The sequence below is a fragment of the Pseudonocardia alni genome (assembly GCF_002813375.1).
GTDB lineage: Bacteria > Actinomycetota > Actinomycetes > Mycobacteriales > Pseudonocardiaceae > Pseudonocardia > Pseudonocardia alni.
In genome coordinates this window covers 786,100-808,214 of sequence record NZ_PHUJ01000003.1, presented here as the reverse complement: position 1 = coordinate 808,214, position 22,115 = coordinate 786,100, and the positions used below count along the sequence as shown (strand labels likewise).

Below are 22,115 nucleotides of genomic sequence, written 5' to 3'. Positions count from 1 at the left end.
CGGAGCCGGCCGGGGCCCGCTATCGGACGTTCGGAGCAGAGTAGGGCCGCGGTTCGTGAGGGCCGCACGCAGCCCCGCTGCGCAGGTGAACCCTCTTGTCGCGCAGCGTGTACACCCGGTCGGCCCGCGGCAGCACCGCCGGGTCGTGGGTGATGACCAGCACGGCCCGGCCCGCCGCGGCGGCGAGCAGGTCGTCGAGGACGGCGTCGCGGGTGTCCGGGTCGAGGTGCGCGGTGGGCTCGTCGAGCACCAGCACCGCGGGGTCGACGAGCAGCGCGCGGGCCAGCGCGAGCCGTCGGCGCATCCCGCCCGAGAGCCGGGCGCCGTGTGCGCCGACCTCGTCGTCGAGGGCCAGGCCGGTGAGTCCGACCCGGTGCAGGACGTCGATGAGGTGGGCGTCGTCGGCGTCGGGGGCGGCCACGCGCAGGTTCTCCCGGACCGTCGAGTCGAACACGTGCGGGTCGGCGGGTACCCCGGAGACCACCGCACGGACCTCGTCGGGCGGGCGCAGGGCCAGGTCGTGCCCGTCGAGCCGGACCGACCCCGCGCGCGGGTCGAGGAACCGGAACAGCACCGCGGCCAGCGTCGACTTGCCCGACCCGCTGGCACCGACCAGCGCCACGACCTCCCCGCGTCCGACGTCGAGGTCCGCCCCGTGCAGGACGGTGCGGCCGCGCCCGTCCGGTCCCGGCCCGGGCCAGGCGGCGGTGAGCCCGCGGACCTGCAGGTCGCCGCGGCGCGGCAGCGGCCCCGGCCCCGGGGCGCGGTGCACGACGGCGGGTGCGGCGTCGAGCACCGGCACCAGCCGGGCCAGCCCGGCGCGGACCGCGGCGAGCCGCGCCGCGGCGGCCGGCAGCGGCGCGACGATCTCGAACGCGGCCAGTGCGGTCAGCACCAGCACGGCCAGCGGGACCGCGCCCAGGGTGCCGGCGTCGACGGCGGCGACGCCCAGCAGCAGCGTCCCGGCCAGGGTGAGCCCGGCGACCAGGGCGCCGGACCCCGCGCCGAGGCCGAGCAGCGCGGCATCGCGGCGGGCGGTGCGGGTCAGCTCGGCGTCGGCGCGGGCGACCGCGTCGACGGCGTGGCCGGTCGCGCCGTGGGCCAGCAGTTCCGGGCCGCCGTCGAGCAGGTCGACCAGGGCGGTCGCGAGCCGGTCCCGTGCGACACCGGCGCGCTCGGCGGGCCGCCGCGACAGCGTCGCGGCGAGGGCGGGCACCGCGACGCCGGCGAGCAGCAGCCCGGCGGCGAGCAGCGCCCCGCCGGGGACGTACAGCGCGGTGGCGAGCAGCACCGCACCGGACCCGGCGACCCCGGCTGCGACGACCGGCAGCACCCCGCGCACCACCAGGTCCTGCACCGAGTCGGTGTCGCCGACCAGCCGGGCGACCAGCTCGCCGGACCGGAACCGGCGCACCGGCTCGGTGGCGGCGAGCCGGGCGTAGACGCGGCCGCGCATGTCCGACAGCGCGCGCAGCGCGGCGTCGTGCCCGACCAGCCGCTCGGCGTAGCGGGCCACCCCGCGTCCGACGCCGAGGGCACGGGTCAGCACGACGGCGACCGACAGCGCCGTCACCGACGGGTGCTGGGCGGCGGTGGCGAGCAGCCAGGCGGCCAGCGACAGCAGCCCGGCGCCGCAGGCGGTGGCGAGCGCGCCGAGCAGCGCCCCGCCGACGACGCCGCGCAGCCGGGGCGCCAGCACGCTGCGGGCGAGCGACCAGGGGCTCATCGCGGACGTCCGGCGGGTGTCGTCGCGACCGGGGTGATCGTGACGGTGCGGTCGGTGTGCTCGGCCCAGCCCGCGTCGTGCGCGACGACGACCGCGGTGCGCCCGCGGAGCAGCTCGGCGGCCGCGCTGCGGACCGCGTCGGCGGAGTCGGGGTCGAGGTGCGCGGTCGGCTCGTCGAGCAGGACCAGCGGGGCGTCGCGCAGGAACGCCCTGGCCAGCGCGACCCGCTGCCGCTCGCCCGACGACAGCTGCGCGCCGCCCTCGCCGAGCACGGTGTCCCAGCCGTGCGGCAGCCGGGCGACGACGGCGTCGAGCCCGGCCCGGCGTGCGGCCGCCCGCACGGCGTCGTCGGTGACGCCCGCGTGTTCCCGCCCGGCGCCGAGCCGGACGTTGGCGGCGACGGTGTCGGCGAACAGGTGCGGCTGCTGCGGCACCCAGGCCACCCCGCGGCGCCAGGCGTCGAGGTCCAGGTCCGCGAGGTCGGCGCCGGTGCCGTCGCGGCCGTGCACGGTGACGGTGCCGCCGGTCGGGGCGACCATGCCGAGCAGCACGCCGAGCAGGGTGGACTTCCCGGCCCCGGACGGGCCGCGCAGCAGCACCGTCTCCCCGGGGGCGAGGCCCAGCGACAGCCCGGCGACGGCGTCGGCGTCCGCGCCGGGGTAGCGCACCCGCAGCCCGGCGACGGTCAGGCCGCGGCCGGCCGGGTCGGCCGCCGGCACCGGTGCGGTCCCGCCGGGCGCGCCGCCGGCCGGGCGGTCCAGCTCGGCGAACACCTGCCGGGCCGCGGCGACGCCCTCCATGCTGGCGTGGAACCGGGCACCGACCTCGCGCAGCGGCAGGTAGGCCTCCGGGGCCAGGACCAGCACGAACAGCGCGGTGGCGTAGTCGAGGTTCCCGTAGAGCAGCCGCAGCCCGACCTCGACCGCGACCAGGGCGACGGCGAGCGTCGCGAGGACCTCCAGCACGAACGCGGACAGGAACGCGACCCGCAGGGTGCCGGTCATGGCGTGCCGGTGGGCGTCGGTCGTCTCCCGGACCTTGCCCGCGACGACCTGCGCACGGCGGAACAGCGCGAGCGTCGGCAGCCCCTGCACGACGTCGAGGAAGTGCCCGCCGAGACGGGACAGCAGCCGCCACTGGCGGTCGGTGCGGGCCCGGGTGTGCATCCCGACCAGGGCCATGAACAGCGGGATCAGCGGGAGCGTGACCGCGATGACGACCGCGGAGATCCAGTCCGCGTCGGCGACGACGACCAGCACCGCGACCGGGACCAGTACCGCGAGCACCAGCTGGGGCAGGTAGCGGGCGAAGTAGTCGTCGAGGGCGTCGAGGCCGCGGGTGGCCAGGGTGACGATCTCGCCGGAGGACCGCCGCGGGTCCGGCGCGGCGAGCGCGAGCCGGCGCACGAGCTGCATCCGCAGCTGGGACTTGGCGCGGGCGGCGCTGCGCAGCGCCGCGGACTCCGCGCCGTAGGACAGCAGCGCCCGCGCCACCGCGACGACGGCGACGCCCCCGACGAGCCAGGCCAGGGTGTCGAGCCCGGCGCCCGGCCCGGTGCGTGCTCCGTCGAGGCCGAACGACGGCGTCGCCCCGGCCACCACCCGCGACACCAGCCAGGCCTGGGCGAGGATCAGCCCGGTCGCGGCGACCCCGCAGACCGCGGCGACGGCCAGGTGCACCCGGACCGCGCTCGCGGTGCGCAGCAGCCGGGGGTCGACCGGCGGGCCGCCCGCGGGCGGCGCCCCGGCGGTGGCGGACGGGGTGGACATGGTCGTCATCGTGGAGCCGGTACCGCGGTGTCACCAGTGTCGGAGGTCCCGGCCGGGGCGACCCGCGCCCCGCCGAGGCGGCGGCGGAACACCCAGTAGCTCCAGGACTGGTAGCCGAGCACCAGCGGCAGGAACACGGCCGCGATCCAGGACATGACGCCGAGCGTGTACGGCGCGGACGCCGCGTTCGCGACGGTCAGGGTGTGCGCGGGGTCGGTCGTCGAGGGCAGCAGCGTCGGGTACAGCTGGCCGAACAGCACGACCGACAGCCCGCCGATCGCGAGCGCGGTGGCGGTGAACGCCCACCCCTCGCGGCCGGCCAGCAGCGCCACCCCGGCCGCGGCGAGGGCCGCGCCGGCGAGCCAGGCGACCGTGGTGGTCCAGGACGGCTCGCGCAGCGCGAGCGTCGCGGCCAGGAACGCGACGGTCACCAGCAGCACCGGGGCCACCGCGCGCAGCGCGAACCGCCGCGCCCGGTACCGCACCGGCCCGTCGGTCTTCAGTGCCAGGAACACCGCGCCGTGCAGCAGGAACAGCGCCGTGGTGACGACGCCGCCGAGCAACGCGTAGCCGTTCAGCAGGTCCCCGAGCGACGCGGTGACCACGGTGTTCTGCCCGCTGCCCGGGGCACTGAGCACGGTGGGCAGGCCACGGACCAGGTTCGCGAGGACCATGCCCCACACGAACGCCGGCACCAGCGACCCGAGACCGATCAGCAGGTCCCAGCGGGCCTTCCACGGCGCGTCGGCGCGCTTGTGCCGGTACTCCAGCCCGACCCCGCGCACGATCAGGCCCAGCAGGACCAGCAGCACCGGCAGGTAGAGGCCCGACAGCATGGCGGCGTACCAGGCGGGGAACGCGGCGAACATCGCGCCGACGGCGGCGATCAGCCACACCTCGTTGCCGTCCCACACCGGGCCGATCGCGCCGAGGGCGGCCTCGCGGTCGTCCTCCTCGTCGCGGCCCAGGACGCGGACCAGCATCCCGACGCCGAAGTCGAACCCCTCGAGCACCAGGTAGCCGGTCCAGAGCACGGCCACGGCCAGGAACCAGATCGTGGGCAGGTCCATCGTCGTCCCTCCGGGGTCAGTAGCTGAACGCCGCGGGGCGGCGCTCGGCGTCGGTGTCGGCGGGGTCGGCGTCGTCGGCGTCGCCGGGCGGGGCCGCGGGGGCGGCGGGTCCGGCGGCGACGTAGCGGAACAGCAGCCGCACCTCGACGACGGCGAGGATCCCGTAGAGCGCGGTGAACGCGGCCAGGGAGAACGCGACCTGGCCCAGGCTCACGCCGGGGGACACGCTCTGCGCGGTGAGCAGCTCGCCGTGCACCGTCCAGGGCTGGCGGCCCATCTCGGTCAGCACCCAGCCGGCGATGTTCCCCGCCAGCGCCGCGGGCAGCGCGGCGACCACACCCCGGTAGGCCCACCGCTGGAGCCGCCCGGCCGGAGCCGGTGCGCCGTCGCGGGTGAAGCCGGGCAGCCGGCCGCCGCGGGTCAGCCAGAGCCCGGCCGTCGCGACCGCGACCCCGGCCAGGCCGAGGCCCATCATCAGCCGGAACGCCCAGTAGAGGACGGCGATGTTGGGCCGGTAGTCCCCGGGCCCGTAGAGCGCCTCGTACTGCGCCTGCACGTTCTCGATGCCCTGCACCGGGCCCCACGGGCTGCCGGTGGCCAGGAAGCTCAGGACCCCGGGGATCTGCACGTTGACGTGGTTGCGGCTGCCCTGGACGTCGCCGACGGCGAACAGCGAGAACCCGGCCGACTCCTCGGTCTGCCACAGCGCCTCGGCCGAGGCGAGCTTCATCGGCTCGTAGGTGGCGGCCAGCTTGGCCTGGTGGTCACCGGAGGCGATGACCAGCACCCCGGCCACGAGGGTGACGAGGAACCCGGTGCGCAGGGTCTTCCGGAACAGCGCGTGCTCGCCCGGGTGCGGCGTCGCGTCACCGGGACGGCTCCAGCGTTCGCGCATCAGCTTCCAGGAGCTCACCGCGGCGACGAACAGCCCCGCGATCAGGAACGCCGCGGCGACGACGTGGGTGTAGGTCGACCAGGCCTGCGGGTTGGTCAGCACGGCGCCGATGTCGGTGAGCCGGGCCCGTCCGGTGGCGCGGTCGACCTCGTAGCCGACCGGGTTCCGCATCCACGCGTTCGCCGCGAGGATGAAGTACGCCGAGAGGTTGGACCCGATCGCCGCGGCCCAGATGCAGGCCAGGTGCACGCCTTTCCGCAGCCGGTCCCATCCGAAGATCCACAGCCCGATGAAGGTGGACTCCAGGAAGAAGGCGATGAGCGCCTCCATCGCCAGCGGTGCGCCGAACACGTCGCCGACGAAGGTGGAGTAGGCGCTCCAGTTCATCCCGAACTGGAACTCCTGCACGATCCCGGTGACCACGCCCATCGCGAAGTTGATCAGGAACAGCTTCCCGAAGAACGTGGTGGCGCGCAGGTACTCCTCCCGGCCCGTGCGGAACCAGGCGGTCTGCAGCGACGCGACGATCACCGACAGGCCGATGGTCAGCGGCACGAACAGGAAGTGGTAGATCGTGGTGATCCCGAACTGCCAGCGGGCCAGGTCGAGCGCGTCCATCCGGACCTCCCGAGCGAAGTTCTACGTCCAGTAGTAGTTCTACCGTAAGTAGAAGATCAGTGGGGGGCCGGGCCCGGTGGCCCTGGACACGCGGGTCGCCGCGGAGGTGCTCAGCCGCCGGTGCGCGGGTCGAAGGCGCCGTGCTCGCGCAGCACGTCGAGCACCTCCGGCAGGTCGGCGAAGGCCCGTTCGACGTCGGCCGGGGCGGCGACGCGGTGTGCGTTCGCCTCGACGTAGGCGCGGGCCGCGGCGTCGAACCGCTGCGCGCCGACGGCGTCGCGACCCGCGAACAGCGCGGCGGCACCCTGGTCGTAGACGCCGTCGACGAGGTCGGTGAACCCGCCGCGGGAGTCCCAGAACGACATGGGTGCGCCGATCGGGCCCGCGACGTCGCCGGGCCCGAAGCTGCCGATCCGGTACAGGTCGCGCTGGTCGGCCACCAGGGCCTGGGCCCAGGTCGCGAACGCCTCGTCCAACCACGGGTCGCGGGCCTGGTCGTTGCCGACCAGCGCGTAGAACCAGGAGTGGGCGATCTCGTGCGCGGCCAGCGACGGGCGGGTGGCGTCGTCGACGTCGCCGAACTGCAGGTGGGTCGGGAACTCGACGCCGTCGCTCTGGGTGGGCACGACCGTCAGCCACAGGTCCGGGTACGGGTAGGGCCCCAGGAGCCGTTCCAGGGCGGGCAGGAAGCGGGCGACCTCGCCCTGCCAGTCCTGCGCGGAGCCGCGGAGCTCACCGCCGCGCCGGGCGCCGGCGCGGCCCGCGGTGGGCAGCGCGACGTGCACCCTCGTGGCGCCGACCGTGGACTCGGTGACCTCGTAGGCGCCGACGGCGACCGCGACGTCGCGGACCGCGTCGGCGGCGAAGGTGCGGGTGAGCCGCCCGCCGCCGGCGTCGCGGGTGCCGGTGGCCGTCCCGACCCCGACGACCTGCTGGTCCGCCGCCGCGGTGACGGCGAGCGAGGCGAGCCGGTAGTCCTCGGCGACGACGGTCTCGCCGGACATCCGCACCGCGGGGGTGCGGACCCAGCCGCGGCCGCGGACCCAGTCCAGCACCGGCAGCGGACTGCCGAGCCAGGCGGTGCCCGCCGACGGGGAGTGCCCGATGCGTTCGGTGGAGTCCTCGCCGAGGGTGAGGGTGAACCCGAGCTGCGCGGTGACGGTGGTGCCCGCGTCGGCGCAGGACGGCAGCGGCAGCTCGACGAGCGTGCCGGGCGCGCCGTCCGGGGCGCCCGCCTGCTCGGTGCGCGGGGTGACCGGGGTGCCGTCGACGCTCGCGTCGGTGACCCGGGACGAGCCGCCGTCGGAGACGACGGTCGGCCGGTTGGTCCAGAGCCGGAAGACCAGCTCGCAGATCCGGGCGTCGGGGGTGAAGCGGACGGTCTGGCGGCCGGTGGCCGAGGACAGGTCCGGGGCGAGGTCCAGCGACGCGTCGACGACCGGGCGCTGCGGCCACGGGGCCGCCCGCTCGACCTGCGGCACGCCGGCCGCGCAGCCCCCCAGCACGGCCAGGACGACGGCGACGCCGACGAGGGCCCGGCGCCGCCGGGTCAGGTCGATCATGAGGGCGAGGCTAGCCGCGGTGCGCACGGGCGGCGACCGGCGTGCGGCACCGCCCGGCTACGCCACCCGATCGCGGGCCCGGCCGCGGAGCCGGTCCCGGACGGCGTGCGCGGGCGCCGACACGACGGTCTCGAGGGGACCGCGCCCGACCGCGCGCCGCCAGGCGAGCCCGATCCCGACCGCGACGGCGATCTGCCAGAGGTAGCCCTCCCAGGGGCCCAGGTCGTCGAGCGGGGAGTTCATGAACAGGATCGAGCCGAGGTAGAGGGTCAGCGTCATCGACCCGGCTGCGGCGAGCGGGCGCAGCAGGTGACCCAGCAGCGGACCGGCGCCGCGGACGGTGACCGAGGCCAGGAGCAGGACCGCGCCGAGCACGGCGAGTGCGGACCCGGTGGTCTGGACGACGTCGAGCGGCGTGCCCGAGTGCGGCGCGACGGTCGCCAGCCACCACCACGTCGAGGTGGGGGTGACGCCGTCGGGGTAGCCGGTGACGGCATCGGCGATCGTCGGCGCGCTGTCGAGGATCTCCGGCGGGCTCACCGCGGCGATCGCGGCGTACCCGCCGCCCGGGCCGAGCAGCCACATCGACAGCCCGGTGGCCGCCGCCGCCGCGACGACGCCGCCGGCCAGCAGCGCCGCCGCCGTGCGCCGGTCCGAGAGCCGCAGCCGTCCGACCACGATCCCGGCCGCCATGTAGGCGAGCCAGACCACCGCCGGGTAGGCGCCGGTCAGGGTCAGCTCCGACAGCAGCGCGCCGGGGTCGGTGACGAGGTCGAGCACCGAGGGGTTGCCGAGGTCGGGCACCGGCAGGAACGGGCGTACCAGGTGCGATCCGACCGGTATCCCGAGACCCAGCAGCACCGCGAGCGGCGCGAGGACCCGGGTCGGCAGCGCGACCAGCGGTATCGCGAGCAGGAATGCGATCGCGTAGTAGGGGAGGATGAGCGCCGCGATCGACGGGTCGGTCCAGCTCAGGGCCAGTGCCAGCACCATGAGGACACCGGCGCGGGTGGCGAGCATCGCCGCCGCGGCGCGCAGGTCGGGGCCGGTGCGGACCCGGGCGCGTCCGGTCATGAACGCGAACGAGACCCCGGCGAGGACGGCGAACAGCGCCGCGGAGCGGCCGCCGAACACGAGGTAGCTGGGCGTGGGGGTGCCGTCGTCGGTGGCCTCGACGAGGGCGTGCACGGCGATGATGCCGAGCAGCGCGACCCCGCGGGTGGCGTCGACGCCGAGCAGGCGCGAGGCGCGCTCGCGGGGCGGCGCGGGTTCCGGCGCGGCCGGGGGAACCGGGTCCGGGGCGGGCGTGGCCCGGGTGGTGGCCGGGAGCACGGTGGTGGTCTCCGTGGTGTCCGGTGGTGCGGACGCGGCGTGCGGGGGCCGCGCGGGTGCCGACGGGGCACCCGGGGGACCCGCGGTGCGGGGGGCCGGGACGGCGACGGTCGTCGCGGGCGCGGTGCCGGGCGGACCGGACGGCCGGCGCGGCCGGCTCGCGGTCCGGGCGGCGGCGGCGTCCGGCCGTCCCTCCGGGGCGCGGTGGGTGCCGGTGCCGGTCCGCCGGGGCGCGCCCGGTACGGGGACGAGGGCGGGCGCCGGTGGACGGGGCGGCGCGGGGCGGTCGGCGCCGCGGCGGTGGGTGCCGGGCGGTTGCGGTCGGGTCATGTCAGAACCTCGTCGATCAGCTGGTGCCCGAGGTCGCGGGCGTCGGCCGGGGGCAGCCCGGCGTCGGCGAACCAGTCGGGTCCGGCCTCGGGATGCGGGCCGACGACGCCGACCCGGCCGTGCCCGAACGGGGTCACGGCGGCGGCGACGAGCCCGTCGGGGTAGCGGGCGAGGACGGTGCCGGAGTCGAGCAGGAAGTGCGGGCCGTCCTGGAAGAACAGGGTGCGGTCGCGGCCGCGCCAGTCGAGCCGGACCAGGGCGTCGCCGTCGTGGCCGACGGTGGCGCCGGGGGAGTCGATCCAGCGGTCGGTGTCGCCGGGCAGCAGGCCGAACCCGGGGGTGGCCCCGGCCAGGTAGCCGCCCAGGCAGAACCCGAGGTAGCGGCCGCCGTCACCGACCCAGTCGCGCAGCGGGCCGGCCGCGGGCCGCATCGTGCGCCACGCCGCGGACAGGGTGCCGCCGCCGGGCTGGGCGTAGAGCGTCGCGCGGGCGAGGGTGTCCGCGGTGAGCGGGAGCCGTTCGCGCGGGCCGGTGTAGTGCACGTCGAACCCGTGCCGCGAGGACGCCAGCAGCGCCGCCACCGACTCCGCGCACCCCGTCGGCCGCGACGCCGGTCCGCGGTAGACCAGCGCCACCGGGCGGTCGCCGGCGGAGGGGGCCGGGCCGCGGCGGCCGAGCAGCCGCCCGAACAGGCTCACCGCGGGCCCGGACCGGAGCGGGCGGGACGGTGGTCGCGCGGCTGCGGCACCGGGGGCGGGGCCGTCCCCGGTCCCGGCCGGGGCGGCACGGCGGGGAGGGTCCGTGCGGTGCGTTCCGCGGACCGCGCCGCGGGGACCGGGACGCGTGCGGCGGTACCTGCTCCGGTGGTCGCTCCCCCGTCGCCCGCACCGACGACCGCGCCGGCGCCATCGTCGTGGCCCGCGGCGGCGTGGCGGTGCCGCGCACGGGGCGTGCTGCCCGGCCGGGCGGGGGCACGGCGGTCGTGTCCGGCGCCGGCGGGCCCGGTCCCGGGGGCACCGGCCGAGCCGGCGGCACCCGCGCGGTGCCGGCCGGTGCTGCCGCGGCGCGGGGCCTGGCGCCCGGCCAGGACCGAGCGCATCCGCAGCGTGCGGCCCGGATCGTCGGTCCCCTGCACCCGGGTGAGGACCATCGTGCGCTCCGGGTCGACGGCCGCGACCCGCACGGTCCCGGCCACGGTCTCCGGCGCCGCGGCGGGCTGCACGGCGGGCGGCACGGCAGGCGGCACGGCCGGTGCCGCGTCGGCCGGTGCGGCGTCGGGCACCGCGCGGGCGGTGATGCCCCGGTACCGGGAGCCGGGCGGCAGGTGCTCGCCCTTCATCACCAGCGACAGCGGGTCGAGCCGCGCCCCGGCGCCGACCACGGCGTCGTAGAGCACGATCGCCCGGTCCCCGACCGACGCGCCGTCCGCGACCGACACCGTCGACATCTTCATGACCCGGTCCTCGAACAGGTGGGTCTGCAGCGACACGTCCCGCCCGACGACGGCGTCGTCCCCGATCTCCACCAGGTCGTACTCGGTGAGGTAGGTCGTCGACACGCAGGTCCGCCGCCCGATCCGGGCGCCGAGCAGCCGCAGCATCGGCGGCAGCAACGGGGTCCCGGACAGCATGCTCAGCAGCCCGGGCACCGCGGAGGCCTCGTAGAGTCCGGTGACGAACTCCGAGCGGCGCACGAACCGGCTCCACAGCGGCTCGGTCCGCGGCCGGTAGGTACCCACGACCAGCCACTTCACCGCGGCGACCAGCAGGACCAGCGCGAGCGCCGAGGCGAGCGCCAGCAGCGGTGCCGCGAGCACGACCTGCCACGCGGCGCCGGTGCGGGCCACGCCGGACAGCCCCTGCAGGAACAGGTAGATCGACACCGAGATCGCCGAGGCGGGCAGCGTGGCCCGGAGGAACTCGATGCCGAGCCGCTCCGCGACGCGGCGCCGTGAGGGCGCGAACGTCAGCGACTCCGGGTGGTCCCCGGAGTCCTGGCGCACCGGCAGGTGCATCGCCGGGGACCCCAGCCAGGTGGTGTCGTGCGGCACGCCCGACGCCGGGGGCACCGTCGCGACGCCGATCAGCGACTCGTCGCCGAGCGTCGACCCGGCCGGGACGACGGCGGCGTTCCCGACGAACGCGCGCCGCCCCACCAGCGTCGGACGGCGGACCATCCAGCCGTTGTGGAAGGTCGCGCTGCCCACGCTCGCCATGTCCGCGACGAAGCTGCCCTGGGAGATCGTCAGCATCTCCGGGTCGATGTGCGAGGCGGTGGACACCTCCGCGCCGCGCCCGATCCGGGCGCCGAGCAGCCGCAACCAGCCGACCGTGTAGAGCGTCGAGTACAGCGAGTTGGTGTAGCTCAGGCTCATCTCGAGCAGCGTGTCGCCGAACCACTTGCGCAGCCCCAGCGCGGAGCGCGCCGGGAAGACCCCGGGCCCGGTGCGGGGCGCGACGGCCCACCGGCCGACGGCCACCAGTACGCACACCGTCACCACGAACACCGGCCCGACCAGGGCCGCGACGAGCAGGGCGGGGCCGTCGCCGAACAGCAGCAGCGACGACCACACCAGCAGCACCGCCGGGACGAGCGCCAGCAGCGACACCAGCTCCAGCGCGACGATCCCGGCCAGCGCGGCCGCCCGCTGCGGCCGCGTCCAGGACGGTGCCGGGCCGCGTTCGGTCAGCTCGGCGACCGCGGCGTCGGCGGCGTCGGGCACCGCGGGGGACCCGGCCCAGTGCTCGGCGGGCGGCACCACCTGGTCCGCGGCGAGCGCGGACTGCTCCCCGACGACGGCGTCCGCGCCGACCACCGCACCCGGTTCGACGACCGCGCTGGCGCCGACGTGGGCGCCCTCGCCGACCGCGATCGGGGCGACGGTCACCCAGCCGTCGGCCAGCGTCCAGGGCCGCAGCGCGGCGCCGTAGCCGACGGTGGCGCCGTCGCCGATCCGCAGCAGCGCGGGCATCGACAGCACCGAGGTGCCCAGGTGCACGTCGCGGCCCACGGTGGCGCCGAGCATCCGCAGGTAGGCCGGGGCGAGCGGACCGCCGGACAGCACCGGCAGCGGTGACATCGACAGCAGCAGGTCCGCGGCCCACAGGCGCAGGTGCACCCGTCCCCACATGGGGTAGCGGCCGGGTGCGACCCGGGCGGTGAGCGCGCGCACCGCGAGCGGGGCGAGCAGCCAACGCTGCAGCAGGAAGATCGCGGTGGCGCCGAGGGCGAGCTGGGCCAGCACGTCCGGGGCGACCCGGCCGCCGTGCCAGGCGTACACCCCGGCCGCGGGCAGGGTCATGACCAGCATCAGCACGAACAGCGCGGCGCCCTGCGTGGTCCCGGCGGCGGAGTAGCGGCGCCGCGAGTGGCGCAGCGGCTCGGGGCGCGGTGGCGGGGGCACGGAGCCGTCGCCGCCGTCGCCCGCCGCGTCGGGGTCCAGTGCCGCGGCCAGGCCGCGGACCGTCGGGTGCTCGTACAGGTCGCGCACCGCGGGGGAGCGGCCGACGCCGCGCTCGCGCAGCAGGGTCACCAGCCGCGCGGCGAGCAGCGAGTGCCCGCCGAGCTCGTCGAAGAAGTCGGCGGTGACCGAGACCTGGCCGGCGTCGAGCGCCAGCACCTCGGCGAGCACCGCCCGGACCCCGGTCTCCAGCTCCGTCGACGGCTCGACGTGCGGGCCGTGGGTCACCACGATCCGCGGCCCGGACGGGGCCGGCAGCCTCGGCCGGTCGACCTTGCCGCTGGGCATCATCGGCAGCGCGTCGAGCACCTCGAGGTAGCCCGGCACCATGTACTCGGGCAGCCGGGTCCGCAGCAGCTCGTGCAGCGCCGCCCGGTCCACCGGCCCGCCCGGCCCGCCCGGCCCGGCGGCCGGGACGACGTAGACGGTGAGCTCCTCACCCGTGCCGTCGTCGGTCCTCGCGACCGCGGCCACGGCGCTCTCCACGTCGGCGTGCTCCAGCGCGACGGTCTCGATCTCGCCCAGGTCGACGCGGTGCCCGCGGATCTTGACCTCGTCGTCGGCGCGGCCCAGGTAGACGATCTCGCCGTGCTCGTCGAACCGGGCGAGGTCACCGGTGCGGTAGAGCCGCCCGTCGCCGTCAGCCGGCGCCGCGGGGTGGTGGACGAACCGGTCGGCGGTCTTCTCCGGCAGGTTGACGTAGCCGATGCCGACCCCGGGCCCGCCGATGCAGAGTTCGCCGACCTGACCGCGGGGGACCTCGCGCAGGGTGTCGTCGAGGATCACCGCGGAGTAGGTCGGCACCGGACGCCCGATCGTGACCGGCTTCCCCGGGTGCAGCTCGCCCCAGGTGCAGGTCACGGTGGTCTCGGTGGGGCCGTAGGTGTTGAGCATCCGCCGCCCGGGGCGCGCCCAGCGCTCCACCAGCCCGGCCGGACAGGCCTCGCCGCCGACGAGCAGGGTGCGCAGCGCGGGCAGCTCCCGCGGGATGGTCGCCAGCAGGGTCGGCACGCAGCACAGCACGGTGACACCGGTGTCGGCGAGGAAGTCGCCCAGCTCCGCGCCGATCCGGCGCGAGTCCGTCGGCCCGACGACGAGCGTCGCCCCGGCCGCGAAGGTCGGCCAGATCTCCTCGATCGAGAAGTCGAAGGAGATCGTCATGCCCTGGTGGACGCGGTCGTGCGGGCGGACGTCGTAGACGCGGGTGATGACGTGCACGAAGTTGCAGATGCTCGGGTGGGCGATCGCGACGCCCTTGGGCCGCCCACTGGAGCCCGAGGTGTAGATGATGTACGCCAGCGGCGCCGGGTCCGGGTCGGGGGCGACCGGGGCGAGCGGGTGACGGGGGAGCGCGGCGACGGCGTCGACGCAGGTGTCGAGCAGCACCAGCCCGGGCGTGGGCAGCTCACCCGCCAGGTCCGAGGTGGTGACCAGCAGGTCCAGCCCGGCGTCGTCGCGGATGTAGCCGACCCGGTCCGCCGGGGCCGCCGGGTCGATCGGGACGAACGCGGCGCCGGTCTTGCCGATCGCCAGCAGCACCGCGTAGGTCCGCCAGGTCCGGTGCAGCAGGATCCCCACGCGCCGGCCCGGGCCCGCGCCGAGCCCGGCCAGGTGGCGGGCGAGCTGGTTCGCGCGCGCGTCCAGCTCGGTGTAGGTCAGCTCCAGGCCGCCGTCCTGCAGCGCGACCGCCCGCGGGGTCCGGGCGACCGTGGCCTCGAAGAACCGGTGCAGGCGGTCCGGGTGTCGCGCGGGCGCACCGGCCGGGGCCGGGCGCGCCACGGCGACCCCCGCGCGGGGCGGGGACATCGTCACGTGCCGTCATCTCCCTACACGGCGACGGAACGCTTCCTCCGGTCCGGCGGGGGAGCACCCTGTGGGTTCAGGGGTACGGACCGGTGAGGCCGCCGTGGTCCCCCGTGACATCGCCACGGGGGCGGGGGCCCGTTACGGCGAGCGAGTAAGCGATAGGTGCTCAGTTTTACGGAGTGTGGCCGCTCACAGATGGTGCTACCCCAGCCGGGGTCTGCGGGTCCTCCGTCCGGCCCAGTCAGGCGACGGCGAGCGTGCGGCGCAGGAAGTCCACCTGTGCGGTCACGGACCGCTCGAACATCGCGCCGAGATAGATGTCGAAGTGCCCGCACGGCAGCTCCAGGACCTCCGAGCCCGCCCCGGCCCGCGCGGCCACCGCGCGCACCGACGCCGGCGGCGCGATCGAGTCCCGCGCCGCGACGACGACGAGGATCGGCGCCCGCAGTCGCGCCGCCGCCGTCACCGGGCGGTTCAGCGGGATCCGCAGCGCGCCCCGGGCCCGCATGGTGTTGCGGAACCCGGGCCCGGTGATCGAGGAGTAGCCGCTCTCGGCGTCGTGCGAGGTGATCGCCGCGGTCGACCCGGGCGGTCCGAACACCGCGATCCGGTGCGGCGGTCGTCCGAGCAGCCCGGCGGCGGCGTCGCGCAGCCCGTGCCCGGTGAGGCGGGCGAGCTGTCCGGGTCCGGCGTAGCGCAGGATCTCCAGCAGCGCGGCGGTCCCGTCCATCGCCGCACCCTGGGAGATCACCGCGGCGACCTGGCCGTCGCGGGCGGCGACCGGGACGACGTGGCCGCCGGAGTACGAGCTGCCCCACAGCACGATCCGCTCGGGGTCGACGCCGGGCAGCGTGCGGGCGTGCGCGATCGCGGCGTGGTAGTCGGCGCGGTGCCTGCCGTGGTGGACGTCCTGGTCCAGGCGGGGATCGCCGGTGCCGTCCGAGGCGCCGAACCCGCGGTAGTCGAACACGAGCACCGCGCAGCCCGCGGCGGCGAAACGCTGCGCGAAGGGCAGCAGCCCGGAGTCGCGGGTGGCGCCGAAGCCGTGCGCCATGACCACGCAGGGGCGGCCGCGGTCGTTCGCGAGCGCGTCGCCGACCGGGGCGAGGTGCCAGGCCGCACAGCGCAGCCCGCCGCTCGCGAACGACGTCTCGGCGGGGGTGACGGTCATTGTCGGCTCCTGCGGTGCGCGGGCGGGGCGGCGTCATCCTGCCGCACCCCCGCGACGGGCCGCAGGGTCAGGCCCCGGTCGGGCCGAACTGCTCGATCCGGATCGCGTGGTCGGGGACCCCGGCGGCGGCGAGCAGGTCGGCCGCGGCGGCGGCGAAGGCGGGGGAGCCGCACACGAACGCGGTCTCCCCGCCGCGGACGAGCGGGGCCAGGTCGTCGAGGGTGAGCCGGCCCGCCGGGCGGACCGCGCCGGGTGGGGCGGTCCGGGTGAACACCGTGGTGACCGGGGGCCCGGTGAGCTCCTCACCGTAGAACAGGTCGTCGGGGGTGCGGACCGAGACCAGCATCCGGACCAGGTCGGGACGGCCGGTGGCGCGGGCGTGGCGCAGCATCGCGGCCAGCGGGACCTGGCCGGAGCCGCCGCCGACCAGCAGCGCGGGGGAGACCCCGTCCCAGGCGAACCAGCCGCCGACCGGGCCGCGGACCTCCAGCACGTCCCCGACCACGACGACGTCGTGCAGAAACTCCGACACCTCACCGTCGTCGAGACGTTCGACGGTCAGCGCGATCTCCGGCCGCCCGTCGGGAGCGGAGGCCACCGAGTAGCTGCGCTGTGCGGTGTAGCCGTCCTCGGCGGTCAGGCGCAGCACGTAGTACTGGCCCGGCAGGTGCGTGGCGGGCTCGGCCAGGCCGAGCCGGAACGTCCGCACCCCCGGGGCCTCGTCGTGCACCGACAGCACGGTCGCGGTCTGCCAGCGCAGGGTCCGGCGAGGGGTGGTGGCCGGGGTGGTGTCCACGGTCAGTCGCCCTGGAAGCGCTGCTCGGACCACGGGTCGCCGCGGTCGTGGTAGCCGTTGCGCTCCCAGAAACCGGGCTCGTCCTCGGCGGTCAGGCGCAGCCCGGCGACCCACTTCGCGCTCTTCCAGAAGTACAGGTGCGGCACGAGCAGCCGCGCCGGGCCGCCGTGCTCGCGGGTCAGCGGCGCGCCCTGCGCCTCGAACGCCAGCCACGCCCGGCCGCCGGTGAGGTCGGACAGCGGCATGTTGGTGGTGTAGCCCGAGTGCGAGTGCGCGACGGCGAACCGTGCCTCCGGCAGCGGCCCCGCGGCCTCCAGCAGCGTGTCGACCGCGACCCCGCTCCAGCGCATCCCGAACTTCGACCAGGTGGTGACGCAGTGGATGTCGCCGTCCCAGCGTTCGCGGGGCAGGGCGCGGATCTCGTCCCAGGTCCACTCGACCGGGCGCTCGACGAGGCCGTCGATGCGGAAGGTCCAGCGGGCGGTGTCCAGGGTGGGGGCGCGCTCGGCGGTCAGCACCGGCCACTGGTCACCGGCGTCGTACTGGCCGGGTGGCAGCCGCCGGTCCCGCGGCCTGCGCCCGACGAATCCTCGGGTCACGGGGGGCATGCCGACCACAATGCACCCCCACCCCCGGTTGTTCCCACCCGCCTCAGGTCACGAGGTAGGCGTCGTAGGCGACCGCGTCGGCGGTGCGGACCGCGGAGCCGACGAGCACCGCGGTGTTGAGCCAGGCCAGGTCCGGGTCGGCGGTCCGGGCGTCGACGACGACCCGGAAGTAGTAGCGGGCCGGGTCGACCGGCTCCCCGGCGAGCAGCGCGTCGAGGACCGGGGCCGGGCCGGTGCGGTAGCCCGCCGTCGCCAGCTGCAGCAGGTGCCCCGACCGCAGCGCCACGGTGTAGCGGGTGTCGATCACGGCGGTGCCGTCGTCGAGCACCCGCTGGCGGTCGGCGCCGCCCCGGAGCACCTCGCCGTGCAGCCCCTCGCCGTCGCGGCCGGGTCCGGCGACCGTGCCGCCGACGATGGGGATCTCCCGCTCCCGGCCGAACGGGGTCCGTCCGACCTCCAGCGGCGGGTCGAGCAGGACGTGGACGCGGGCGACCGGGGTCAGCCCGGGGACGGCGGGTGCGGGTCCGGGAGTCGACACGGCCTCAGACTGACGTCCGGGGCCGCCCGGGGCTACCCATGAGGACTACCGGCGGGGAACCGCCGGGTGTACGCCGCGAGCCCCCCGGACGGTCCCGTTGCGCCAGTCGGGTGCATCACAGGCCGTGCGCGCCTCGCCACAGCGCATGCCCCCGGCGGCACCGGCTCACTAGACTCCGCTGCACTTCGGTGGCGTCGACGACGGCGCCATCCGGCGGGCAACGAGGCCGCCCCGCGGGCCGGTGAGGAGAACAGAGCGGATGACGGACAGTGACCGCAGCGCGGTCGACCGCGCAGCCGGTCCGGAGGGCTCTGCCGTGGACGGTCCGGTGGAGCCGGAGGAGCTGGTCCTGGCCGGTGGCTTCGACCCGGTCACCCGTGACCAGTGGCTCGCCGCCGCGGACGCGGTGGTGCGCAAGTCGGGCCGGATCGGCGAGGACGCCGAGCTCGGGGCCGGGGTCGAGACCCTGACCCGCACCTCACCCGACGGCATCCGTGTCGCGCCGCTCTACGCCGACGAGGACACCACCGACCTGCCGCCCACCGGCGTGCCGGGGTCGTGGCCGTTCACCCGCGGCGCCCGCACCGACGGGCACGTACCCGACGGCTGGGACATCCGCCAGCGCCACGCCGGCACCGATCCGGCGGCCGTCCGCGAGGCCGTGCTGGCCGACCTGGAGTGCGGCGTCACCTCGGTGTGGCTGCGCGTGGGCGAGGGCGGCGTCGCCGTCGCCGACCTGGCCCGCGCCCTGGAGGGCGTGCACCTGGACCTGGCCGGGGTCGCCCTGGACGCCGGGACCGAGCAGGTCGCCGCCGCGCACGCCTACCTGGACCTGGCCGCGCGCAACGGCGTCGAGGACGCCGAGCTGCTCGGCTCGCTGGGCGTGGACCCGATCGGGCTGCGCGCCCGCGCGGGGTCCGGCCCGGACGTCGACTCGGTCGTCGAGGTCGCCCGCCGCGTCCACGGCACCTTCGACAAGGTCACCGCGATCACCGTCGACGCGACCGTGATCCGCGAGGCGGGCGGCTCCGACGCCCAGGAGCTGGGCTGGTCCCTGGCCGCGGGCGTCGCCTACCTGCGGGCGCTCGACGCGGCCGGGATCGCCGTCGCCGACGCGGCGCGGCTGCTCGAGTTCCGCTACGCCGCCACCCCCGAGCAGTTCCCGACGATCGCCGCCCTGCGCGCCGGGCGGCGGCTGTGGGCCCGGGTGCTGGAGGCCTCCGGCGTCACCGACGTGCCGCAGACCCAGCACGCCACCGTCCCCGAGGCGCTGTTCACCCGCCGCGACCCGTGGGTCAACATGCTCCGCGGCACCGTCGCCGGGTTCGCCGCGGGCGTCGGCGGGGCCGACGCGGTCACCGTGCCGCCCTTCGACGCCGCCCTCGGCGTCGCCGAGCCGTTCTCCCGCCGCATCGCCCGCAACACCCAGAACCTGCTCGTGGAGGAGGCGCACCTGGCGCGGGTCATCGACCCGGGCGGCGGCTCCTGGTACATCGAGCACCTCACCGACGACCTCGCCGGGCCGGCCTGGGAGTTCTTCGTCGAGATCGAGGCCGCGGGTGGGGCCGTCGCCGCCCTCGACTCCGGCCTGGTCGCCGAGCGGGTCGGCGAGGTCCGCGCCCGCCGCGAGGCCGACGTCGCGAAGCGGAGGACGCCGCTCACCGGCGTCTCGGAGTTCCCCGACCTGAACGAGAAGCCGGTCGAGCGCACCCCGCTGCCGCCGGCCGTCGAGCGCGGGGGACTGCCGCTCTACCGCCCCGCCGAGGCCTACGAGGCCCACCGGGACCGCTCCGACGCGCTGCTGGGCGAGACGGGCTCGCGCCCCACCGCCTTCCTCGCCACCCTCGGCCCGCTCGCGGTCTACACCGCCCGCGCCGGGTTCACCCGCAACCTGCTGGCCGCCGGTGGCGTCGACACCGTCGACGCCGGCCCGACCGACTCCACCGCGGACGTCGTCGACGCCTACGGCAAGGACGGGACGCCGGTCGTGGTGCTCTGCTCCTCGGACACGGTCTACGACGAGCGCGCCGCCGAGACCGCCGCCGCGCTGCGCGAGGCCGGTGCCGCGCGCATCCTGCTCGCGGGGAAGCCGAAGGACGAGGTGCCCGGCGTCGACGGCCACCTGTTCGCCGGCTGCGACGCCCTCGCCGTCCTCGACGACGTGTACACCCACCTGGAGGGCTCGAAGTGAGCATTCCCGACTTCACCGGCGTGCCGCTGCTGGGCGACACCACCCCCGCGACCACCTGGACCGGCTCCGCCGACGCCTGGGAGGCGCCGGAGGGGATCGGCGTCAAGCCGCTCTACACCGCCGACGACCTCGCCGGCGTCGACTTCCTGCACACCTACCCGGGCATCACCCCGTACCTGCGCGGGCCGTACCCGACGATGTACACCAACCAGCCGTGGACGGTGCGCCAGTACGCCGGGTTCTCCACCGCCGCGGAGTCGAACGCGTTCTACCGGCGCAACCTCGCCGCCGGGCAGAAGGGCCTGTCGATCGCGTTCGACCTGGCCACCCACCGCGGCTACGACTCCGACCACCCGCGCGTCGCCGGCGACGTCGGCATGGCCGGGGTCGCGATCGACTCGATCCTCGACATGCGCCAGCTCTTCGACGGCATCCCGCTGGACAAGATGTCGGTGTCGATGACGATGAACGGCGCCGTGCTCCCGGTGCTGGCGCTCTACATCGTCGCCGCCGAGGAACAGGGCGTGAGCCCCGAGAAGCTGACCGGAACCATTCAGAACGACATCCTGAAGGAGTTCATGGTCCGCAACACCTACATCTACCCGCCGCAGCCGTCGATGCAGATCATCTCCGACATCTTCGGCTTCACCAGCCGCGAGATGCCGAAGTTCAACTCGATCTCCATCTCCGGCTACCACATCCAGGAGGCGGGGGCGACCAACGACCTGGAGCTCGCCTACACCCTCGCCGACGGCGTGGAGTACCTGCGGGCCGGGGTCGACGCCGGGCTGGACATCGACAAGTTCGCCCCGCGGCTGAGCTTCTTCTGGGCGATCGGCATGAACTTCTTCATGGAGGTCGCCAAGATGCGGGCCGCGCGCCTGCTCTGGTCCAAGCTCGTGAACCGGTTCGAGCCGCAGAACGCCAAGTCGCTGTCGCTGCGGACGCACTCGCAGACCTCCGGCTGGTCGCTGACCGCGCAGGACGTCTACAACAACGTCGTCCGCACCTGCGTCGAGGCGATGGCCGCCACCCAGGGCCACACCCAGTCGCTGCACACCAACGCCCTCGACGAGGCCCTCGCGCTGCCGACGGACTTCTCCGCGCGGATCGCGCGCAACACCCAGCTGCTGCTGCAGCAGGAGTCGGGCACCACGAACGTCGTCGACCCGTGGGGCGGCTCCTACTACGTGGAGAAGCTCACCTACGACCTCGCGAAGCGGGCGTGGGCGCACATCGACGAGGTCGAGAAGGCCGGCGGCATGGCCCAGGCCATCGACGCCGGCATCCCCAAGATGCGCGTCGAGGAGGCCGCGGCCCGCACCCAGGCCCGGATCGACTCGGGCCGCCAGCCGGTGATCGGCGTCAACAAGTACGTCGTCGAGGCCGACGAGCAGATCGACGTGCTCAAGGTCGACAACGCGAACGTGCGCCGCGAGCAGCTCGAGAAGCTGGCCCGGCTCCGCGCCGAGCGCGACGACCGCGCCGTCGACGAGGCCCTGCGCGCGCTCACCGGCGCCGCGGAGAAGATCGCCGAGGGCTCGTCGCGCTCCGACGACGAGAACCTGCTCCAGCTGGCCGTCAACGCGGCCCGCGACCAGGCCACGGTCGGGGAGATCTCCGACGCACTCGAGAAGGTCTTCGGGCGCCACGCCGGACAGATCCGCATCATCTCCGGTGTGTACTCCGCCGAGGCCGGGCAGAACCCGGCGATCGACCGCGCCCGCGAGCTCGTCTCCGAGTTCGCCGGCCACGAGGGCCGCCAGCCCCGCATCCTGGTCGCGAAGATGGGCCAGGACGGCCACGACCGCGGCCAGAAGGTCATCTCGACCGCGTTCGCCGACATCGGCTTCGACGTCGACGTCGGGCCGCTGTTCCAGACCCCGGCCGAGGTCGCGAAGCAGGCCGCCGAGTCCGACGTGCACGTGATCGGCGCCAGCTCGCTGGCCGCCGGGCACCTCACGCTGGTCCCGGAGCTGCGCCGCGAGCTCGCCGAGCTGGGGCGCGACGACATCATGGTCGTCGTCGGCGGGGTCATCCCGCCCGCGGACGTGCCGGAGCTGCTGGAGATGGGCGCGGCCGCGGTGTTCCCGCCCGGCACGGTCATCGCCGAGGCCGCGGTCGACCTGCTCGGCAAGCTGGCCGCCGCGCTCGGTCACGACGACCCGGACACGTCCGCGCGGACCGGCAGCGTCTACGCCGACTGAGTCACCGCCGCCGTGACGGCGCCGCCGTCACGGTTG

14 protein-coding genes are annotated in these 22,115 nt (G+C 76.0%); 2 read left to right on the top strand and 12 right to left on the bottom strand.

Annotated features, from left to right (window positions below; all coding sequences use genetic code 11):
• Positions 1-19 precede the first annotated feature (19 nt).
• From cydC to ATL51_RS04865, 12 genes are all read right to left on the bottom strand, one after another.
• On the bottom strand, positions 20-1,726 hold the full coding sequence (gene cydC, locus ATL51_RS04920; protein ID WP_100877800.1) for a thiol reductant ABC exporter subunit CydC: 1,707 nt from the start codon (positions 1,724-1,726) through the stop codon (positions 20-22).
• Positions 1,723-3,495 carry a thiol reductant ABC exporter subunit CydD gene (gene cydD / locus ATL51_RS04915; protein WP_100877799.1) on the bottom strand — a complete coding sequence of 591 codons (1,773 nt, stop codon included), beginning with the start codon at positions 3,493-3,495 and terminating at the stop codon, positions 1,723-1,725. The genes cydC and cydD overlap by 4 nt, the downstream gene beginning before the upstream one ends.
• Positions 3,496-3,500: 5 nt before the next feature.
• Positions 3,501-4,565: a cytochrome d ubiquinol oxidase subunit II gene (cydB, locus tag ATL51_RS04910; protein WP_100877798.1), complete on the bottom strand. Its 1,065-nt coding sequence runs from the start codon at positions 4,563-4,565 to the stop codon at positions 3,501-3,503.
• A 16-nt stretch (positions 4,566-4,581) separates the two neighbouring features.
• Positions 4,582-6,078 carry a cytochrome ubiquinol oxidase subunit I gene (locus tag ATL51_RS04905; protein ID WP_100877797.1) on the bottom strand — a complete coding sequence of 499 codons (1,497 nt, stop codon included), beginning with the start codon at positions 6,076-6,078 and terminating at the stop codon, positions 4,582-4,584.
• Positions 6,079-6,188: 110 nt separating this feature from the next.
• Positions 6,189-7,640 (bottom strand): M1 family aminopeptidase, encoded by a 1,452-nt coding sequence (locus tag ATL51_RS04900; protein WP_301548894.1) that lies wholly within the window; start codon positions 7,638-7,640, stop codon positions 6,189-6,191.
• Between the two features lie 57 nt (positions 7,641-7,697).
• Positions 7,698-9,302 (bottom strand): heparan-alpha-glucosaminide N-acetyltransferase domain-containing protein, encoded by a 1,605-nt coding sequence (locus tag ATL51_RS04895; RefSeq protein ID WP_100877796.1) that lies wholly within the window; start codon positions 9,300-9,302, stop codon positions 7,698-7,700.
• Positions 9,299-10,000 carry a BPL-N domain-containing protein gene (locus tag ATL51_RS04890; protein ID WP_301548893.1) on the bottom strand — a complete coding sequence of 234 codons (702 nt, stop codon included), beginning with the start codon at positions 9,998-10,000 and terminating at the stop codon, positions 9,299-9,301. Before ATL51_RS04890 ends, ATL51_RS04895 begins: the two co-directional genes overlap by 4 nt.
• Positions 9,997-14,568: a Pls/PosA family non-ribosomal peptide synthetase gene (locus ATL51_RS04885; RefSeq protein ID WP_301549233.1), complete on the bottom strand. Its 4,572-nt coding sequence runs from the start codon at positions 14,566-14,568 to the stop codon at positions 9,997-9,999. Before ATL51_RS04885 ends, ATL51_RS04890 begins: the two co-directional genes overlap by 4 nt.
• Before the next feature lie 241 nt (positions 14,569-14,809).
• Entirely contained in the window at positions 14,810-15,739 is a 930-nt protein-coding gene (locus ATL51_RS04880; protein ID WP_100877795.1) for an alpha/beta hydrolase, read from the bottom strand.
• A gap of 67 nt (positions 15,740-15,806) precedes the next feature.
• Positions 15,807-16,535, bottom strand: a complete 729-nt coding sequence (locus tag ATL51_RS04875; RefSeq protein ID WP_100877794.1) for an FAD-binding oxidoreductase — start codon at positions 16,533-16,535, stop codon at positions 15,807-15,809.
• Positions 16,536-16,537: 2 nt separating this feature from the next.
• Complete coding sequence (locus ATL51_RS04870) at positions 16,538-17,143, bottom strand: sulfite oxidase-like oxidoreductase (protein ID WP_100880487.1); 606 nt, start codon at positions 17,141-17,143, stop codon at positions 16,538-16,540.
• A 43-nt stretch (positions 17,144-17,186) separates the two neighbouring features.
• Complete coding sequence (locus ATL51_RS04865; RefSeq protein ID WP_100877793.1) at positions 17,187-17,681, bottom strand: DUF3237 domain-containing protein; 495 nt, start codon at positions 17,679-17,681, stop codon at positions 17,187-17,189.
• 259 nt (positions 17,682-17,940) lie between these two features.
• Here ATL51_RS04865 and ATL51_RS04860 point away from each other — a divergent pair, with 259 nt between their 5' ends.
• Positions 17,941-19,872 carry a methylmalonyl-CoA mutase family protein gene (locus ATL51_RS04860; protein WP_208622918.1) on the top strand — a complete coding sequence of 644 codons (1,932 nt, stop codon included), beginning with the start codon at positions 17,941-17,943 and terminating at the stop codon, positions 19,870-19,872.
• The gene (gene scpA / locus ATL51_RS04855; RefSeq protein ID WP_100877792.1) at positions 19,869-22,079 is read left to right on the top strand and encodes a methylmalonyl-CoA mutase; all 2,211 of its coding nucleotides are present in this window, start codon (positions 19,869-19,871) and stop codon (positions 22,077-22,079) included. Before ATL51_RS04860 ends, scpA begins: the two co-directional genes overlap by 4 nt.
• The last annotated feature ends 36 nt before the right edge of the window (positions 22,080-22,115 follow it).

Bases quoted from the DNA above. Each gene is read 5' to 3' on its own strand.
- ATL51_RS04900 (WP_301548894.1), bottom strand. From the start codon at position 7,640: ATGATCGACCTGACCCGGCGGCGCCGGGCCCTCGTCGGCGTCGCCGTC.
- ATL51_RS04905 (WP_100877797.1), bottom strand. From the start codon at position 6,078: ATGGACGCGCTCGACCTGGCCCGCTGGCAGTTCGGGATCACCACGATC.
- cydD (WP_100877799.1), bottom strand. From the start codon at position 3,495: ATGTCCACCCCGTCCGCCACCGCCGGGGCGCCGCCCGCGGGCGGCCCG.
- ATL51_RS04880 (WP_100877795.1), bottom strand. From the start codon at position 15,739: ATGACCGTCACCCCCGCCGAGACGTCGTTCGCGAGCGGCGGGCTGCGC.
- ATL51_RS04860 (WP_208622918.1), top strand. From the start codon at position 17,941: ATGACGGACAGTGACCGCAGCGCGGTCGACCGCGCAGCCGGTCCGGAG.
- ATL51_RS04885 (WP_301549233.1), bottom strand. From the start codon at position 14,568: ATGTCCCCGCCCCGCGCGGGGGTCGCCGTGGCGCGCCCGGCCCCGGCC.
- cydC (WP_100877800.1), bottom strand. From the start codon at position 1,726: ATGAGCCCCTGGTCGCTCGCCCGCAGCGTGCTGGCGCCCCGGCTGCGC.
- ATL51_RS04870 (WP_100880487.1), bottom strand. From the start codon at position 17,143: ATGCCCCCCGTGACCCGAGGATTCGTCGGGCGCAGGCCGCGGGACCGG.
- cydB (WP_100877798.1), bottom strand. From the start codon at position 4,565: ATGGACCTGCCCACGATCTGGTTCCTGGCCGTGGCCGTGCTCTGGACC.
- ATL51_RS04895 (WP_100877796.1), bottom strand. From the start codon at position 9,302: ATGACCCGACCGCAACCGCCCGGCACCCACCGCCGCGGCGCCGACCGC.